The organism is Acidovorax sp. SUPP3334 (assembly GCF_030159055.1).
Classification (GTDB): domain Bacteria; phylum Pseudomonadota; class Gammaproteobacteria; order Burkholderiales; family Burkholderiaceae_C; genus Paracidovorax.
The window spans coordinates 1-14,106 of the sequence record NZ_BQXQ01000039.1; the positions used below are offsets into that span (position 1 = coordinate 1).

Annotated in this window: 10 protein-coding genes and 2 pseudogenes; 8 read left to right on the forward strand and 4 right to left on the reverse strand. The window is 66.6% G+C overall.

The genetic code is table 11. From position 1 onward, the window contains the following. Nucleotides 1–364: 364 nt before the first annotated feature. Together AVHM3334_RS24080 and AVHM3334_RS18900 are read left to right on the forward strand one after the other, a co-directional pair. Entirely contained in the window at nt 365–829 is a 465-nt protein-coding gene (locus tag AVHM3334_RS24080; RefSeq protein ID WP_502869943.1) for a carbamoyltransferase C-terminal domain-containing protein, read from the forward strand. A 1-nt stretch (nt 830) separates the two neighbouring features. Beyond that, on the forward strand, nt 831–2,054 hold the full coding sequence (locus AVHM3334_RS18900; RefSeq protein ID WP_284414894.1) for an MFS transporter: 1,224 nt from the start codon (nt 831–833) through the stop codon (nt 2,052–2,054). A 51-nt stretch (nt 2,055–2,105) separates the two neighbouring features. Here AVHM3334_RS18900 and AVHM3334_RS18905 read toward each other — a convergent pair whose 3' ends face one another. Both AVHM3334_RS18905 and AVHM3334_RS18910 read right to left on the reverse strand, forming a co-directional pair. Beyond that, entirely contained in the window at nt 2,106–4,550 is a 2,445-nt protein-coding gene (locus AVHM3334_RS18905) for an ATP-dependent DNA helicase (RefSeq protein WP_284414896.1), read from the reverse strand. Next, nucleotides 4,550–5,428 carry a hypothetical protein gene (locus tag AVHM3334_RS18910; RefSeq protein ID WP_284414898.1) on the reverse strand — a complete coding sequence of 293 codons (879 nt, stop codon included), beginning with the start codon at nt 5,426–5,428 and terminating at the stop codon, nt 4,550–4,552. Before AVHM3334_RS18910 ends, AVHM3334_RS18905 begins: the two co-directional genes overlap by 1 nt. Nucleotides 5,429–5,720: 292 nt before the next feature. On the opposite strand from AVHM3334_RS18910, the gene AVHM3334_RS18915 reads away from it, so the two are divergent. Continuing rightward, complete coding sequence (locus AVHM3334_RS18915; RefSeq protein WP_284414900.1) at nt 5,721–6,959, forward strand: serine hydrolase; 1,239 nt, start codon at nt 5,721–5,723, stop codon at nt 6,957–6,959. Beyond that, the gene (locus AVHM3334_RS18920) at nt 6,901–7,989 is read left to right on the forward strand and encodes a serine hydrolase (RefSeq protein WP_284414902.1); all 1,089 of its coding nucleotides are present in this window, start codon (nt 6,901–6,903) and stop codon (nt 7,987–7,989) included. The genes AVHM3334_RS18915 and AVHM3334_RS18920 overlap by 59 nt, the downstream gene beginning before the upstream one ends. A gap of 56 nt (nt 7,990–8,045) precedes the next feature. Here the strand turns inward: AVHM3334_RS18920 and AVHM3334_RS18925 are convergent, their stop codons facing one another. Both AVHM3334_RS18925 and AVHM3334_RS18930 read right to left on the reverse strand, forming a co-directional pair. After that, nucleotides 8,046–9,044 carry a hypothetical protein gene (locus tag AVHM3334_RS18925; protein ID WP_284414904.1) on the reverse strand — a complete coding sequence of 333 codons (999 nt, stop codon included), beginning with the start codon at nt 9,042–9,044 and terminating at the stop codon, nt 8,046–8,048. Between the two features lie 35 nt (nt 9,045–9,079). Further along, nucleotides 9,080–11,038 (reverse strand): RecQ family ATP-dependent DNA helicase, encoded by a 1,959-nt coding sequence (locus AVHM3334_RS18930; RefSeq protein WP_284414906.1) that lies wholly within the window; start codon nt 11,036–11,038, stop codon nt 9,080–9,082. Nucleotides 11,039–11,328: 290 nt separating this feature from the next. Between AVHM3334_RS18930 and AVHM3334_RS24085 the strand changes: the two are divergent. The 4 genes and pseudogenes from AVHM3334_RS24085 to AVHM3334_RS18950 all read left to right on the forward strand — a co-directional run. After that, nucleotides 11,329–11,550, forward strand: a pseudogene (locus tag AVHM3334_RS24085) (hypothetical protein); the annotation flags it as partial. Nucleotide 11,551: 1 nt separating this feature from the next. Further along, nucleotides 11,552–12,502 (forward strand): annotated as a pseudogene (locus AVHM3334_RS18940) (CaiB/BaiF CoA transferase family protein); the annotation flags it as partial. Then, the gene (locus AVHM3334_RS18945; RefSeq protein ID WP_284414908.1) at nt 12,499–12,906 is read left to right on the forward strand and encodes a cupin domain-containing protein; all 408 of its coding nucleotides are present in this window, start codon (nt 12,499–12,501) and stop codon (nt 12,904–12,906) included. The pseudogene AVHM3334_RS18940 and the gene AVHM3334_RS18945, both read left to right, overlap by 4 nt. Further along, on the forward strand, nt 12,903–14,066 hold the full coding sequence (locus tag AVHM3334_RS18950; protein WP_284414909.1) for an acyl-CoA dehydrogenase family protein: 1,164 nt from the start codon (nt 12,903–12,905) through the stop codon (nt 14,064–14,066). The genes AVHM3334_RS18945 and AVHM3334_RS18950 overlap by 4 nt, the downstream gene beginning before the upstream one ends. The last annotated feature ends 40 nt before the right edge of the window (nt 14,067–14,106 follow it).

A 14,106-nucleotide genomic window follows, 5' to 3' on the forward strand; every position in this document is an offset into this window, starting at 1 on the left:
AGGCCCAGGAAAGGCCTCGGGGTACGATCACCTCTGGCGGTCTACCGGGAGTTGCTCATCAACAGCCCGCAGCACTCCACCGAGATTCATTGAACCCAAGGTGTTGCACTTCACTTTTGAATCCGCCGATATTTTCATTCCGCCATGTGTGAATGACAGCGGCTCGGCTATCGGAACAGCAATCGATGCTCAACATTTCCTCAGTGGGTATGCGAAAGTAAAGTGGAATGTTTACGCCGGAGAGTTTCCCTACGATGACACTCCCGATCTCAGCGGTTGGGACATTTTTTATTACTCTGCGTCTGCATTTGCCAAGCTGCTCGCAAATGGGGCTGTTCTAGGATGGATGCGCGGCCGCTATGAAATGGGACCTCGTGCCTTAGGGGCACGATCCATACTGGCTTCCCCTTCAACCAAAAACATGCTGGAAAAGCTCAACAAAATCAAAAGGCGGGAAGCCTACCGCCCGATTGCACCGATTTGCCTAGCCAACGATATGCAGGAATATTTCGGCTCATCCGTCCCCAGCCCATATATGTTGCATTTTAGGAATGTCAATTCCGACAAAATTCCAGCCGTCACCCATGTAGACAATTCAGCTAGGCCCCAATCGATCACCCAAGAGAACAACGCAGACATATTCGAATTATTAGTGGAATTCAAAAAATGCACCGGCCTCGGAGTGTTATGCAACACCTCATTGAATTTTAATGGAGGAGGTTTTTTAAACCGCCTCAGCGATCTGATTCAGTTCACCAAAGAACACGGTTTGGACGGCTTCGTTTTTGAAGACAGAATTTTCACCTCAAAACCCACATATATTTTCTAACATGCAAAAAAATCACCAATCCAAGTATTGGTTTTTGTTGTGCATTCAGACATTGGCAGGATTTTCTTCTTGGATAGATATTTTTTTAATATTTTCAGTGGCCTCTTTTATTTGGAAGTCCTCTCCTTCTGAAGTTGCTTTGGTCGCTGCCCTGTATGGCTTACCTAGTTTGATTATTGGCCCTATTTTTGGGGCATTTCTTGACAGGAGCGACCCCCGAAAATTGATGCTTTTGGGCGCGATTTTTCGCACTTTTTTCACCGCGCTGATTGCCTTTTCTCCATCATTTGGGATTTTTGCCATTTTGGTGTTGGCAAAAGGTTTGGCCAATCTGACTTATTGGCCATCAAGTGCCGTTGTCACGAACCAAGCTATCCACCAAGATGTTCGCACCCGTTATTTTTCAAGCTTAAGCGCTTTGGATCAATTGGCCAAGATCGCAACGCCGGCATTAGCAGGTTTGCTAATTCTGGCGTTGCCAGCCCAACAGGTCTTCGTCGTGTCTGCAGTTTCGACCGGCATCTGCGCATTGGTACTGCCGCGCTTGTTCCAAGGCATCGACTTCCCAGTCAAAGAGAATATCCGGGGAGTTAAAAATCTCGCGATGAATCTCATCGATGGCTTCAAATCATTCAGTGGCCTTCCCCCCGCTTTGCTGATGAGCATGTGCTTGACCATTGGGGCTTCACTGGCGTTGGCAATCTATGACCCCCATTTGGCATCCTTTGTCAGATCAAGGGGATTCGACGCCACTGTTTTCTCTCTCATCGTTTCGAGCACGGCGGCAGGGGCCATCGCTGCGGCGTTAATAGTACGGTTTCTGTTGAAAAACAAGGAGGCAGGGTTTCTTATCCGCCATGGCGTTATTATCTTCTCACTGGCCATAGTTTCTTCGGCAGCGATTATTAAAGTGGCGCCACATTATTTGAACAATCTGTCCTTTGCAGCGCTTTGGTTTGCCAACGGGTTCGGTTATGAATTATTCACGATCGGCGCGAGCGTCAACATTCAGAACCTGTGCCCCCAACATTTACTGGGACGAGTAAGCACCTCCTTGAGAAGTGTGTCCACCTTCGCCATTGTGTCGGCCCCGTCTTTTGGTGCTTTGCTTATTGCACATGGGGGGACTGAAATACCGTTCATCGCAGCCGCTGCCATCTCGGTACTGCTGTTGGCGCTGGTGTTCATGTCACACCGCTGGCCACGCTCCTTTTTTCGCTATTAATTTTATAGCAATATGCCCTAGTTGAATATGCGCTGGAGGCCGATTTGAGCCCTAACCCTCCACGGCCCACCAATCGGGCAGCAGGCGCCGCACCTCGGCCCGCGCGAAGCGGTCGTCGATCAGGTGCACCACACCCTCGTCGCTGGGCGAGCGGATCACGCGGCCGGCCGCCTGCACCACCTTCTGCAGGCCGGGGAAGAGGTAGGTGTAGTCGTAGCCCTCGCCGAAAAGGGCGTGCATGCGCTGGCGGATCTGCTCGTTGACCGGGTTCATCTGCGGCAGCCCGAGCGTGGAGAGGAACGCGCCGATCAGCCGGCGCCCCGGCAGGTCGATGCCCTCGGAGAACGCGCCGCCCAGCACGGCGAAGCCGATGCCCTCGCCGCCTTCGACGAAGCGCGCGAGGAAGTCGCGCTGCTCGGCCTCCTGCATGCGCCGCGACTGGCACCAGTGCGGCACGCCCGGGTGGCGCTGCGCGAACGCCTCGGCCACCTGCTGCAGGTATTCGTAGCTGCTGAAGAACGCAAGGTAGTTGCCCGGCCGCTCGCCGAACTGCCGCGCCATCAAATCGGCGATGGGCACGAGCGATGCCGCCCGGTGCGGGTAGCGGGTGGAGATGTGCCGGGCCACCGATACGCGCAACTGCGCGGCCTGGAAGGGCGAGGCCACGTCCACGCCGGCATGGCCCGCGGGCAGGCCGAGCAGGTCGGCGTAATAGCGCGCCGGCTGCAGCGTGGCGGAAAACAGGGTGCTGGTGTGCGCCGCCGCAAAGCGCGGCGCGAGGAACGGGGCCGGCACCACGTTGCGCAGGCACACCACCGAACTGCCGGGCGCGCCGCCGGGGGCGCGGGCCACGTCCACCATCGAATGCGTGTCCAGGCAGTCGGCCAGCCGCTGGGCGTGCAGCAGCTCCAGGTAGAAGGCCTGCAGAGCCGGGTCCATCTGCTCGGGGTGTTCGGCGAAATGGTCGGCCAGCGTGCTGCCGCACTGCTGCAAGGCGGCCAGCAGCGCGGGCGGAAAGGCATCGTGCATGGCGTAGGGCTGCGGCTGCGCCTTGTCGAGCGCGACCCAGGCGCGGCGCACCTTGTCGAGCGCCTTCTTCACCGCCGGCACGCGGCCCGCCGTGTCCGAATGCCGGGCCTGGTAGAGCGAATCGGGCAGCAGTTCGGCGGTGTACATGCGGCGGCCGCGCTCGACGAGGTTGTGCGCCTCGTCCACCAGCACGGCCACGCGCCACTGGTTGGCCTGCGCCAGGCCATGCAGCAGCGCGCCCGCATCGAAGTAGTAGTGGTAGTCGCCCACCACCACATCGGCCCAGCGGGCCAGTTCCTGCCCGAGGTAATACGGGCACACGCCATGGGCCAGCGCGGCATCGCGCACACGGGCCTGGTCCAGCAATTGCCCGCTGGTGGCTTCCAGGGGTGCGGATGGGGATGGGGATGGGGATGCAGGTGAAGGCGCGGATGCGGTGGCCAGCGCCGCCGCGCGCGCAGCGGGCAGCCGGTCGTAGAAGCCGCGAGCGAGCGGGCACGATTCGCCATGGCAGGCTTGGCCGGGGTGCTCGCAGGCCTTTTCGCGGGCGATCAGTTCGAGCACGCGCAGAGGCAGGCCGGCACCGCCCGGCGTGCGGGTGGCGCCGGACACCGAAGCATCGGGCGATGGCGCCACCGCGGCCGGCTCGGCACCGCCACCGGCGGGTACCCGCTGGGCTGCGGCGATGCGGGCCAGCGCGTCCAGCGCCACCTGCCGGCCCGAGGTCTTGGCGGTGAGGAAGAACACCTTGTCCAGCCGCTCGCCCGGCGCGGCCTTGAGCAGCGGAAACAGCGTGCCCACCGTCTTGCCGATGCCGGTGGGCGCCTGCGCGAGCAGGCACCGACCCGCGGTGGCGCTGCGATACACGGCCTCGGCCAGGGGCCGCTGGCCGGTGCGAAACCTTCCGAACGGAAACACGGCCGCGCGCAGCGCCGCATCGCGCTCGGTGCGGTGGGCCGCCTCCTGCTCGGCCCAGCCCAGAAAGCGTTCGCACTGCGCCTCGAAGTGGGTGCGCAGCGCATCGGCCGTGCAGGGCACGGTCAGCACCGTCTCTTGCTGGCTGCCGATGTCGAAGTACACCAGCGCCACGTCGATGCGCACGAGCTGCCGCGCCTGGCACAGCAGCCAGCCATAGACCTTGGCCTGCGCCCAGTGCAGCGCGCGGTGCGAGGCGGGCTGGCGGTCCAGCCGGCCCTTGAAGGTCTTCACCTCGTCCAGCCGGCAGGCGGCGGGATCGAAGCCGTCCGCGCGGCCCCGCACGCGCAGGCGGCGGTGCTGGCCCTCCAGCGCCACCTCGCTTTCATAGCCCGGCCCTGCGCCGGCGCCCCGGCCCGCCAGGCGCCGCTGCGCCACGGTGGCATGGCCGGCGATGCCTTCCAGCGCGGTGGGCGCGGGGGTGAACCGCCAATCCAGGTCGCCCTGCTTGGCCGTGAATTCGCACAGCTCGCGAACGGCCACGGTGTACATCAGTCAGCGCCTTCGCACGGGCCAGGCGGGGAGTCCTCGCCCAGCAGCGCCTGCACGGGCTCGCCCTCGCTGCGCAGCGGCGTGGCCTTGCACAGCGCCATCCAGACCGCGAACGGCAGGCTGCAGCGCGCGTGGCGCGCGGGCCGCAGCAACTCGAAGCGGCCGGTATCGATCCCGCCGTGCAGCACCCACACGCCGAACTGCTCGGGGATCTCTTCGGGCTCGGCAACGCCGGCTGGGAACACGTAATAGCCTTCTTCGCACAGCCACCGGTAGGCCTGCCGCTTGGCCCCGTGCCGCAGGTCGGACAGCAGGTCGGCGCGGCTGGCCTTCACCTCGTGCACCATCGGCTGCAGGTAGGCCGGCACGGTGGTGTTGCGCACCGAAAACAGGTCGGGCAGGGCCATGCGCCACACCTGGGCCGCAGCCCGGGCCGGTGCCGCGTCGGCATCGGCGTCGGCGCACTCGGCCCAGAGCAGCCCTGCCCCCGCGCGCTGGCCTGGCGGCACCGTCACGGCATCGGCCACGGAGGGCGCGACCGCTGCCGGGATCGCGGGCGGCGCGGGCTCGACCGCCGCGCGCAGCGACAGTTCGCGCCACACGATGCGGCCCGCGGCCAGCAGATGCTCGGCGAAGCGCTGGGCCAGCCGGTCGTGGGCGCTCAAGGCCCTCAGGCCCCGCTGGCGGGCATCGGCCAGCCACTGGATGCCCGCATCGGTCAGGCGCATCACCGTGTGCCCCTGCGGTGCCATGTGCTGCGCGACCATGCCGGCGGCCAGCAGGTCGATCTCCAGCGCGTCCTGGCAGGGCCAGCCGGCGGAGCGCCAGATCTGCATCAGGCGGGTGCGGTGGGAACGGGTGAGCTTGGGCTCGGACATGCGGATGGCTGGTTGGAGCGGTGAGGCCGTGGGGCTGGCAGGCCCCGCAAAGGGCAAAGGGCAAAGGACGAAAGGCAAAGCGAGAAAGCGAGAAAGGACGTGGACAGGCGCCAGCACTGATTATAAAAACAGTGCCCATGCCCCTGCATGCGCCGCTGTCCCACACCCACGCCGCACGGGGTGTTACGCAGCGCCGCGGACGGGCGGTGTAACTTTGGCGGCTTCGCACCCGCGCGGCCACCGTGCCGCCGAGGGTTCCGCCCGCACTTGTTGGATCGCCCCCCTGCCACGCATGCAGTCCATTGCCTTATCGCGCCTTCGCCCCTTCGTCCTGGCCTGGGCCACGCTGCTCCTGGCGCTGCCTGCCATGGCCACCCCCACCGACCCGGCGTCCCCCGCGCCGCTGGCGGGGCCTGCCGGGCCAGCGGTGCCCCCCTGGGCCAAGGCGCTGCAGCGCGAGCTGGAGCGGGTGGCCGCACACAGCACCGCGGCTTTCGGCGTGCAGGTGCGCGATCTCGACACGGGGCAGGCGTTTTCCTTCCATGGCGACGAACGCTGGTACCTGGCATCGTCCATCAAGGTGCCCGTGGCCATCGCCGTGCTGCGCGGCGTGGAGCGCGGCGACTACACGCTGGACACCGCACTGACCTTGCGCGCCACCGACTACGTGGACGGTGCCGGCCCCGCCAAGAACCAGCCGGTGGGCGCGCCCCTGAGCGTGCGCTGGCTGCTGGAACAGATGATGGTCTACAGCGACAACACCGCCAGCGACATGCTGATCGACCTGGTGGGCCTGCGTGAGATCAATGCGCTGGTGCAGTCGGCGGTGCCGGGCGGCTTCGAGCGCATCACGCACCTGGCCGACGTGCGGCGCCAGGCCTACAGCCAGTTCACGCCCCAGGCCCTGCACCTGTCGGGACGCGACTTCATCACCTTGCAGCAGCAGCGCACCGAAGCCGACGTGAAAGCCACGCTGGCGCGCCTGCTGCGCGTGCCGACCGACACGCTGCGCCCCGTGTCCTTGAACGAGGCCTACGAAACGTATTACGCCAGCGGCTTGAACTCCGCCCGGCTCGATGCCTATGCCGAACTGCTGGCGCAACTGGTGGAGGGCCGCCTTCTGGAGCCGCGCCACACCGCCTACCTGCTGGCGGTGATGGAGCGCGTGAAAACCGGCACGCACCGCATCAAGGCCGGCCTACCCAGCGGTGCGCGCTTCGCCCACAAGACCGGCACGCAGCGCGCCCGAACATGCGACTCGGGCCTCGTGACGGTGCCGCGCCTGCCGAAAGACAAACGCATCATCGTGGTGGCCTGCACGCGCGGCGAACTGTCCACGGCCCGGTCCGACCGCACGCTTCGGCAGGTCGGTGTCGCCCTCTGCCAATCGGGCCTGTTGTCGGATGGAAAACCCCATGAACCTCCCTGCCAAACCGTGCCGAGCCGCGCCGCGTCCCCCTCTGCCAGCACCGGTGCGGCGGGCCACCCTGGCCCTGGCGGCGCTGACGCTGGCGTGGACGACGAACCCTGACCCTGCACACGCCGCCACGGCCTGGGCCGATGCCTTGCGCCAGCAGGTGGACCGCATCGAACAAGCGACGCCCGGGCAGCTGGGGCTTTACGTCAAGCGGCTCGATAACGGCGAGACCTTCGAGCATGCCGCCGACCGCCCCTGGTACCTGGCCTCCTCCGTCAAGCTGCCGATTGCGATCACCGTGCTGCAGGAGGTCGAAGCCGGCCGCCTGCGGATGAACCAGGAACTCGTGCTGCAGGCCACCGACAAGGTCGATGGCTCCGGCGCCGTGGTGTGGCAGCCCGATGGCACGCGCCATACCGTGCAGTCGCTGCTCAAACGCATGCTGATGGAAAGCGACAACACCGCCGCCAACCTGCTGATCCGCGCGGTGGGCGAGGAGCCGCTCAACCAGCGCGCCCAGGCCCTGCTGGGCGGCCGCGGCGTGGGCCGCATCACCAACTTCACCGAGGTGCGGTATCAGGTCTATGGGGAAGCGCACCCCGATGCCCGCCGGCTCTCCAACATGGACCTGGTGCGCATCGCCGCCGCCCCGGTCGGCCCCAAGCGCCTGCAGGCGCTGGCCCGCACCCTCGGCGCGGCGCCCGGTGCCATGAAAGTCAAGACCCTGGACGAGGCCTACGACCGGTACTACCGCCACCAGACCAACACCGCCACGCTGGATGGCTACGGCGCCATGCTGGAACAACTGGTGCGCGGCCAACTCGTGTCGCCGGCCCACCAGCAGCTGCTCTACAAGGATCTGAAGTTCGACACCTACGACGCCTACCGGCTCGAAGCCGGCCTGCCGCGCACGGTGCGCTTCATCCACAAGACCGGCACCCAGTTCCATCGGGCCTGCCACATGGGCGTGATCGACCCACAGGACAACGGGCGACGCGCCATCGTGGTGGCCGCCTGTGCCGAGGGGCTGGACGAGATGAAAGAGGCCGGCAAGGCCTTCGAACAGATAGGCCGGGCGATCACGCAGACGATGCTGCAGGACCGGTTGGCGGTAAAAGGTATGCGGCCTGCCGCGAGGCCCTGACAAGAACCGGACACGGCCTGGGCGGGATGGGCGGGATGGCCACCCCAGGCCATCGTTCAGCGGGCAGAAAAAGAACGGGGGGAAAGCCGGCCGAGCGGATGGACGCGCACCGGAGCATCCGGCTGGCACTCGCTCAAGCGCGCCGTTTCCGCCGCGGCTTGCACCGGCTCCACGGCCAGCGCGATGAGCGCATAACGGCGCGGCACCAGGCCCTTCGCGGGCCAGGTATCCACCACGCCGTATTCAGCGACGCACGCTGAAGCAGCCCTCGCGGCCCGGGCCTCGCGCAGGGTGGAATAAGAGGCCGCGACCACCGCATGCAGTGCCGCTGCTGCGGGCTTTTCAACAAACACCTGCCGCCGGCCATCCCACTCCAGACGCTGGGCCGATACCTTGTCCGCGACATCGTCGGAGGGAGACAGGAACATGGAAAGATGCACGGGCGCGCCGTGCACCGGCACTACGACCCGGGAAACATGAGGCCCCTGGGGATCGCTGCGGGACCACGCGGTCTTCAATCGAACGGATGAGGCCACATACATCGCATGGCGGCGCTTGGGATGGTCGAAGCCGGCCATCTGCGTGACCCACAGAGCCCGTGACGTGCCAGGTTTTTCCCGCTCCAGGGGAAGGGTGCGGGCCGAGACGCTGACATGGTTTTCCTCCTCGCCCGTGGACCAGACACGCGGCGCAGGACCCGGGGCCAAAGCCCAGCCACCGGGCCTGGCCTGCGCATCCACCGACTGCGCCTCAGTCGCATTGGCAGGCCAGCCCAGCGCGATGGAGTCCAGCACCGCAGAGGCCTTGCCACCTGGGACCATGCCCGGCTCGGTCTTTCCCGGTCGGGACAGCAAACGCACCTCGAACGGGCAAGGCGCGCTTTGGCAGGAGGCCAGCGAAAGTTCATAGACCGGCTTCCCATGGGCGGCCGGCACCGCTTCGACCGGGAACGATTCCAGCACTTGGCGCGATGGCGCATCCTGGGCGAGCGCGAGCCCGGACGCCGATACCGCCCACGAGATCGCACACGCCAGCCTTCTCCAGAACCGAGCCATGGCGTTGTTGGAACCACGGCGCATCACCCGCCGCATCAAGCCGCCGCCTCACCCTGCCCGCAAACCCGCAGCACCTCGGCCCCATACGCCTCCATCTTCTTCGCCCCCATGCCGCTGATGCCCTGCAGGTCATCGAGGGAAGACGGGTTGCGCTCGGCGATCGCGGCCAGCGTCGCGTCGTGGAAGATCACGTAGGCGGGCAGGTTGTGCTCGCGCGCGACCTCGGCGCGCCAGGCCTTGAGGTTGATGAAGCGCACCTGCGCGTCCGGGCCCAGGTTGGCGGCGGCGGCCGGCGGCGCGGTGCTGCGGCGGGTGCGCTTGGCGGGCGTGGCGGCGGTGGACTCGCGCAGCTGCACCGGCGTCTGGCCCTTGAGCACGGGCCGCGAACCGTCGGTGAGGCTCAGCGTGTCGAAGCTGTGGCCGCTCTCCAGCATCACCTTGTGCAGGCCCACTGCGCCGGTGGCGAGCAACTGGCGCAGCACGCCGCGCAGTTGCGCTTCGGAGTAGTCCTTGCCCAGGCCGAAGGTCGAAAGCTTGTCGTGGCCGAACTGCCTGACCTTCTCGGTGTCCTTGCCGCGCACGATGTCCATGATGTGCCCGGTGCCGAAGGTCAGGCCGCTGGCTTCGTGCACGCGGTAGATGGTGGACAGCAGCTTGCGGGCCGCGTCCGTGCCGTCCCACACTGCGGGCGGGCTGATGCAGTTGTCGCAGTTGCCGCATGTGGCCCCCACGCTCTGCACTTCGTGTCCTCGCTGCCCCCCAAGGGGGCTGCTCGCGCCTTGGGGTGGCCCGGCGGCGCTCGATGGCTCGCCATAGACTTCGCCGAAGTAGCCCAGCAGCCGAACGCGGCGGCAGTCGGTGGCCTCGGCCAGGGCCAACAGCGCGTCGAGTTTGCCGCGCATGACCTGCTTGAACTCTTCGCCGGCCGGGCTTTCATCGATCATGCGGCGCTGGTTCACCACGTCCTGCAGGCCGTAGGCCATCCAGGCGTCGGCCGGCAGTCCGTCGCGGCCGGCGCGGCCGGTTTCCTGGTAGTAGCCCTCGATGTTCTTGGGCATGTCCACATGGGCGACGAAGCGCACGTCGGGTTTGTCGATGCCCATGCCGAAGGCGATGGTGGCCACCATCACGATGCCTTCTTCGCGCAGGAAGCGGTCCTGGTTCTGCTGGCGCACCTCGGGCGGCAGGCCGGCGTGATAGGGCAGCGACTTGAGGCCCGCATCGACCAGCGCGGCCGACATCTCCTCCACGCGCTTTCTCGATTGGCAATAGACCACGCCCGCGTCTTCGGGATGCTCGCGCTCGATGAAGCGCAGCAGTTGCGCCAGCGGCTCTTTCTTTTCTTCGATGCGGTAGCGGATGTTGGGCCGGTCGAAGCTGCTGACGAAATGCTGCGCGCCTTCGAGCTGCAGCCGCTCGACGATGTCGGCCCGCGTGAGGGCATCGGCCGTGGCGGTGAGCGCGATGCGCGGCACGCCGGCATAGCGCTCGTGCAGCACGGTGAGCGCGCGGTACTCGGGGCGGAAGTCGTGGCCCCACTGGCTCACGCAATGCGCTTCGTCGATGGCGAACATCGACAGCTGGCCGCGCTGGTGCAGGCCATCGAGCAGCTCCAGAAAACGCGGTGTGGTCAGCCGCTCGGGCGCGGCGTACAGCATGGTGATGTCGCCCCGCGCCACGCGCTTTTCCAGCTCCTGCGTCTGCTGCCAGTCGAGCGTGGAGTTGAGGTAGGCCGCGTCCACACCGGCTTCGTGCAGCGCGCCGACCTGGTCGTGCATGAGCGCGATGAGCGGCGACACGACGATGGCCACGCCCTGCCCGGCATCGCGCCGAACGATGGCCGGCACCTGGTAGCACAGCGACTTGCCGCCGCCGGTGGGCATGAGCACCAGCGCGTCGCCGCCAGCGATCACATGCTCGACGATGGCCTGCTGGGGGCCGCGGAACTGGTCGTAGCCGAAAACGTCGTGCAGAACGAAATGCGCGGGAGACAAACTCGAATACTCTCTTTTTGATAGCCTCCACCGCTTGATACATAAGCGCTGGAGGCCGATTGGATACTGATCTTTTCGCCGTGGCACGGCAAGGCGCCGGGGCGTGCGATGCCGGGAAAGGCGCTTATTGTGCGCCGGGCCAGCGGCTCAACCTTGGGGCGATAGCCATCGACGATTCGCAAAACGAATGGATCGCTCCGTTTATTCAATTGGACGCGAATGGCTGCCGCCGACAAGATGCCTTCAGCCCCGGCACAGGGGCACGGCCTACCGACCCAGGAGACAAAGACATGAAGCACCTCATCCAGGCCCTGCTGGCCGCCTGCGGCATCGCCGCCATCTCCGCGGCCCCCGCCCGGGCCCAGCAGCCCTATCCCAACGCCCCCATCACCCTGATCGTTCCGTTCGCTGCCGGCAGCGGCACGGACTCGGTGGTGGCGATGGAGAGCATCAAGCACATCGCCCAGGTGGATGTGCTGAGCGTGCCGTACAAGTCCAGCCCCCAGGCCATACGTGCTGATCAGCAACGTGCGGCCGCAGGCGCTGGCCCGGCTGGGGCTGGACCATGCCGCCGTGAGCGCGCGCAACCCGCGCATCATCCACGTCAGCTGCTGCGGCTTCGACCAGGACGGGCCCGATGCCGCGCGCCCGGCCTACGACGACCTGATCCAGGGCGCCACCGGCATTCCGTGGCTGATGCAGCAGTACGGCGCGCCCGAGCCCGCCTACGCGCCGACCACGCTGTCGGACCGGGTGACCGGCCTGCACGCGGTGTACGCCGTGACGGCGGCGCTGTATGCGCGTGAGAAGACGGGCGCGGGCCAGGCCATCGTGGTGCCCATGTTCGAGGCCATGGCGCAGTTCATTCTGGGCGACCACATGGCCGGGCTCACCTTCGAGCCGCCGCGGGGCGATCCGGGCTACGCACGGCTGCTGACGGCCCACCGCAAGCCCTACGCCACGGCGGACGGCATGCTGTGCGTGCTGATCTACAACGACAAGCACTGGCGCAGTTTCTTCGCGGCCATCGGCGAATCGCAAGGGCTGGCGCAAGACCCGCGCTTCGCCACGCACAGCGCGCGCGCTGCGCACATCGATGCGGTCTATGCCGAGGTCGCACGCATCCTGCGCACGCGCACGACGGCGCAGTGGCAGGCCCTGCTGGATGCGGCCGACGTGCCGAACATGCCGATGAATTCGCCCGCCGATCTGCTGACCAACGCGCAGCTGCGCGCCACCGGCTTCCTGCACGACAGCGTGCACCCCACCGAAGGGCCGATGCACGCCATGGCCCACCCCACGCGCTGGTCGGCCACGCCGCCCGCGCGCACGCAGACGCCAGCGCCGCAGCTGGGCGAGCACACGCGCGCGCTGCTGGCCGAGGCCGGCTACAGCCCCACCCACATCGAAGCCCTGCTGGCGCAAGGCGCCTGCCGCGCCGCCTCCGGAGACACCACCGCATGAACCCCACCCCGCCCCGCTACCTGGTGCGCGCCGCCCAGGTGCCCAGCTACCAGCCCGCCAACCACCACCACACGCACAACCAGCGCCTGATCGGCCCCGAGACCGTGGGCGCACAGCAGATGGAAGTGCTGCTGGGCACGCTGCACAAGGGCGGCGGCGCCCTGCCGCACGCCCACCCGGGCATCGAGCAGTCTTGCTACCTGCTGGAAGGCACGGCGCGGGCCGAGGTGGCGGGCGAAGCCTTCGACATGGTGCCGGGCGACATGTGCTTTTTTCCGGCCGACCAGATGCATGTGTTCACGGTGACCAGCGACACGCCGGTGAAGCTGCTGGTGATCTACAGCCCGCCCTATGCCGAGTCGCCCGACAAGGTGATCCGCCCGGCGGCGAAGGGCGCCGCATGAGCTTCGCCCTGTCTCCCGAACACGCACAGATCAGGGACGCGATCGAGCGCGTGTGCGCCCCGTTCGACGCGGACTACTGGCTGCACCGCGACCGCGAAGGCGGCTTTCCCGAAGACTTTCACCGGGCGCTGGCCGACGCCGGCTGGCTGGGCATCGCCATGCCCGAGGCCTACGGCGGCGCAGGCCTGGGCATCAGCGAAGCCGCGCTGATGATGCACACCATTTCGGCCACCGGCGCCGGCCTGTCGGGCGCATCGGCCGTGCACATGAACATCTTCGGGCTGCACCCGGTGGTGGTGTTCGGCACCGAGGCGCAGAAGGCACGCTGGCTGCCACCGCTGATCGCGGGCCGGGACAAGGCCTGCTTCGGCGTGACCGAGCCCAACACGGGACTGAACACGCTCAAGCTCAAGACCCGCGCCGTGCGCGAGGGCGACCATTACGTCGTGCACGGCCAGAAGGTGTGGATCAGCACCGCGCAGGTGGCCAACAAGATCCTGCTGCTGGCGCGTACCACGCCGGTGGAGGCATGCACCGGCACCGAAGGCCTGAGCCTGTTCTATACCGATCTGGACCGCAGCACGGTGGAGGTGCGCGAGATCGAAAAGCTGGGCCGCAAGTGCGTCGATTCGAACCAGGTGTTCATCGACGGGCTGCGCATTCCGGTGGAAGACCGCGTGGGCGAGGAAGGCAAGGGCTTCCAGTACATCCTGCACGGCCTGAACCCCGAGCGCATCCTGATCGCGAGCGAGGCCGTGGGCCTGGGCCGCGCGGCGCTGGCGCGCGCTGCGGGCTATGCCAACGAACGCGAGGTGTTCGGCCGGCCCATCGGGCAGAACCAGGGCATCCAGCACCCGCTGGCGCTGTCGTGGATGGAGCTGGAGGCAGCGCACCTCATGGTGCAGAAAGCCGCATGGCTGTACGACCAGCACCTGCCCTGCGCGGCCGAGGCCAACGCCGCCAAGTACCTGGCGGCCGAGGCCTGCTACCACGCTTGCGAGCGGGCCATCTTCACCCATGGCGGCATGGGCTACGCCAAGGAATACCACGTGGAGCGCTACCTGCGCGAGTCGTGGATTCCACGCCTGGCGCCGGTGAGCCCGCAGCTCATCCTGTGCTTCATCGCGGAGAAGGTGCTGGGACTGCCGAAATCGTATTGAAAGGTCTGCGATGCGACGGCGACCGCAGGTAGGCGCGCTG